Origin of the sequence: Shewanella sp. 11B5, from assembly GCF_002836795.1 — a bacterium.
In the GTDB taxonomy this organism is placed as follows: Bacteria; Pseudomonadota; Gammaproteobacteria; order Enterobacterales; family Shewanellaceae; genus Shewanella; species Shewanella frigidimarina.
Genome location: NZ_PJAP01000577.1, coordinates 1 through 4170, shown reverse-complemented (window position 1 = coordinate 4170; position 4170 = coordinate 1). Strand labels below are relative to the sequence as shown.

3 protein-coding genes are annotated in these 4170 nt (G+C 40.6%); 1 reads left to right on the top strand and 2 read right to left on the bottom strand.

Features of this window, described 5'->3' with window-relative positions; all coding sequences use genetic code 11:
- Both CXF78_RS13470 and CXF78_RS13465 read right to left on the bottom strand, forming a co-directional pair.
- Nucleotides 1-556, bottom strand: a 556-nt coding sequence (locus CXF78_RS13470) for an MFS transporter (RefSeq protein WP_374702293.1), incomplete at its 3' end; no start/stop codon positions are given.
- Between the two features lie 111 nt (nucleotides 557-667).
- Entirely contained in the window at nucleotides 668-1690 is a 1023-nt protein-coding gene (locus CXF78_RS13465) for a LacI family DNA-binding transcriptional regulator (RefSeq protein WP_011638923.1), read from the bottom strand.
- A 216-nt stretch (nucleotides 1691-1906) separates the two neighbouring features.
- Between CXF78_RS13465 and CXF78_RS13460 the strand changes: the two genes are divergently transcribed.
- Nucleotides 1907-4170 (top strand): TonB-dependent receptor (locus tag CXF78_RS13460; protein ID WP_102037085.1); only part of this gene is annotated, 2264 nt, incomplete at its 3' end.

Genomic DNA, 4170 nt, shown 5'->3' with positions numbered 1-4170 from the left:
AACGGATTAGGGGTTTTTGGCTTTTTTCTGGGCCTCGAGGATGTGTATAGGGAACAGCTTGTAGCCAGTGGGTTGATGAGTCATTGTCGGGATGGATGTAAAAGCTAAATAACCAATACCCCGATAAACTGCCCAACATGAAAATACCCTCAATGGTATTGAGCAATGATGAATGTGCTTTTACCGAGTCGCTTAATTGGCCAATAACAGAGTAAACCGATATTTTTACTAACGCAAAAGACACACCAATGCACATAAATAGCAGTTTGATCACCCAAAACTGACCTAGCATTGGCGTAATAGCACAGGCGATAGTGACAATTGATAATCCGATGAGTAGCGCAACTTTATAGCCAATTCTTGGAATAATTGAAGCAACAAAAAATGACACAAATGCGATAGATAAGTCTTTAAAACCTTCCAGTGTACTTGCTTCTGTTTTACTGATATCAAAACTATTGATCGATTGCAGGATTACAGTACCAACACTGTTGAGCAAAATAGCAAACACAAAGTAACAAGCAGCAATGGCAGTTATAGTGATAAAACGAGGCATAAAGTTCGCTCAAATAAAGGTAAGTCATTTCAGTGTATCTTTGAAATCTCATCAATGCAATCGTTTGCATTTTGTCTTGTGAGTATTAGTTTTTTCTATTATCGAAATAACTTACACCGATTTAGTCGATTTTCGAGTGATCAGTTTGATGTCCATAACAACTGATTTTGCTGGTTGGCCATTCAATTGGTTGATGAGTTGTTCTACCATGATATTCGCGGCCGTTTTAGTGTCTTGTTGGATGGTTGTGAGTGAAGGGTGAAATAATTCAGCCATGACAATATCATCAAACCCTACGATGCCGACGTCATTTGGAATATTGATGTAACGTTCTTTTAGCGCTTTTAATGCGCCAAGAGCAACCATGTCACTGGCTGCTACAATACCGTCGAAAAAAAGCCCGTGATCAAGGATAACTTGGTCCATTTTTTCGTATGCAGCTTTACTGGTAATGTCGCAAGATACTGTAAGATCAATACTAATATCAAGATTGAATTCAGCGAGGGCTTTTTCGTAGCCTTTGTAACGCTCACTCATTTCGGCATGTTCTGGGTCGCCAAGAAATACAATTCGTTTGCAGCCCCCTTCAATAAGATGACGTGTAGCTAAGTAACTCCCAAGGCAGTTATCGCTACCAATAACAGGATAGGTAGCATTCACTTTAGGATCTCCCCACACCACCAGTGGTGCTCCTGAGAGGGCGACATCTTCTATTTTTTGGGTGCTTTTTCCTTGGCCTACAACAATGATGCCATCGGCACGGCTACTGTTGATAAAGTAACTTGTCCAATCTTCATGAGCCATTAATGAATTCGATAACAGCATTTCATAACCGTGTTGGTTGAGTGCTTGGTTCAAGTCACCTACAACCTTAAGTAAGAATGGATCGCTAATACTTTGATCGGTACTGTCGCTTAGATTCAAAATGACAGCAATCACATTGGTTTTTTGTGTACGTAACCGACTCGCGGCGCGGTTTAAACTAAAGTTATGCTGTTTTGCAAGCGCTTGGAGGCTATCGCGAGTTTCTTGTTTGATCAGCGGATTATTGTTGAGTGCTCTTGATACGGTAGAAGTAGACACACCAGCAAGCTTGGCTAAACCCGCTAGGGTGATTTTATTGTCGTTATTCAAAGGTGAAACATCCCAGTATATCCTTAAAACCTGTCAAAGAATTATTACATATACAGCCAGTAATGCAACGGAAAGCGAAACCAAAATGCAAACGTTTGCATAAAATTATTGCAAACGTTTGCATTGGAACCTATATTGGGTGTGGGGAAGAAAAAGTAATCAATATAATAAATCGTTGATCATCGCTAAATGCGCTTGTCAACCAAAGGGAAAAACATGATGAAAAATTTCAAGCTATCTTCATTAACTGTAGCAATAGCTTTAATTTGCCAAGCTAATAGCAGTTTTGCCGCAGATAAAATACAACAAGAAGTCAGCAAAGATAGAGTCGAAAAAATTGTAGTAACCGGTACATTTAGTGGGAAAAGTGTTGCCAAAGAAGATGCTAGTTATGCCATTAGCTCGTTTTCTGAAGACGATATTAAAAAATTGGCTCCAAAAAGCACTGCAGAACTTTTTCAGGCTGTACCGGGGATTTGGGCTGAAAGTTCAGGTGGTGTATCAGGTGCTAACGTGTTTGTTCGTGGTTTTCCTGGGGGCGGAGATGCTCCTTTCTTAACTGTTCAACTGCAAGGCGCGCCTATTTTTCCACCGCCAACGCTGTCATTTTTAGAAAACTCAACCTTATTTAGACTAGACGAAGCAGTGTCATTCATGGAAGCGCTTCGTGGTGGTCCTAATCCTGTGGTATCAAATGGCCAACCAGGTTTAACCACAAACTTTTTATTAAAAGAAGGCTCCGAAGAAACTGAAGGTTTAGTGAAATATTCAACTTCAGATTACAACTTACAACGTGTTGACGGCGTTGTTAGTGGCCAATTAGCAGAAGATTTATATTTTATGGCTGGTGGCTATATTAAGAGCTCACCAGGCGTTCGTGATGCCGGATTCAATGCAGAAGAAGGCAAACAGTTTACGGTTAATATCACCAAAAAATTTGATAACGGTAAGTTCAATGTTTTTACTCGTCAAACTGATGACCACGGCGTGTGGTATTTGCCTGCACCGATAAATGTTTCTACTGTCGATAATCAATATAACCAAATTGGAACCAATAACCGTCAAGCAACAGTTAAATTTGGACCCAATGGTGAAGCTATCAACGTTGATTTTGGCCAAGGTCGAGGCTGGAATGGTTCTGTATCAGGCGGCAGTTTAGATTTAACCTTAGACAATGGTTGGGGCATTGTTGACCGTTTTATTTATACCAAAGGCGATGCTGATACATATGGATTAGTCCCTGATGGTGATCCAGTCATGTTATCGACGGTTGCAGACAGTGGAAGCACTGCTTCTGGCGCGGTAACAGGAACAGAATATGCGGGCTCAACTGTGGTACAGCAAATTGGTCGTTGGGTTGTTAAGAAACAAATTGAAGCCTTTACCAATGATCTCGCTATTACTAAAACATTTGATAACAGTACAATTACTGCGGGTTATTACCACTCTACCTTTAGCGCGAATGACTGGTGGTCAATAGGTAACCAAGCTTATCATGTGGTTGAGTCTGGTGGCGAAATGCTAACGGGAATCGATTGTAACGATAACCAAGATAGCTGTGGTTGGAATTACGATATAAACAGTGTTGGCGATGGGTCTACTCAAGCTTTTTATGTTGCAACATCCCATGAAATAACCGATTCACTCTCGATGGATGCTGGTATTCGCAACGAAAATCATCAAATTGAGTATACGGTTGATGAAGGGTTAGACGGTGTGATCAGCAAAGCGGTTTCCTATGATGAGTCTGCCATAGCATGGACTTTAGGAGCAAATTGGATGTTTGCTGATTCCCAAGGCATATTTGCACGGATAAGTGATGGTTCTAAAATGCCATTCTTTGATGATTTTCGCGATAACTTTGACGCATATCAGTCGGGTGAAGATTTGATTAAAGATGTTACTCAATATGAATTGGGTTACAAGTTAGTTGCTGATGATTACGAACTTTATGCCACAACATTTTTCAATGAGGTAAAAGGCGATACTTTTGTTGCAGTTCCAGGTGCCCCAGCTGAGGTATTAACAAACCAAGCGTATGGTCTTGAAGTTGATTTTAATTACTTCACGGATAGTGGCTTTACGTTGAACCTCAACTCAACCATACAACAAACTGAAATTACCGAAAGCCCTACCAATAAAGGTAATGAAGCGCAAAGGCAGCCTGGCTGGCAAGTGCGTATGACACCTAGTTACGATATTGATTTTTCAAATGGGATGTACGCGACGCTTTACGGAACAGTATCGGCAGTTGGCGACCGTTTTGCTAATAATGAAAACACGGTAACGTTAGCTGGATACACCAAAGTCGATTTAGGCGTTATTGTTAACTTAACCGAAGAAGTTCAAATGCAGCTTGCTGTGAGTAATTTAACAGATGAGAATGCACTAACAGAAGGTGACCCTCGAGATTCACTTTCTTCAAATGGACGCTATATCCTTCCAAGAACCATTGATTTTAATGTAAGTTACCAGTTTTA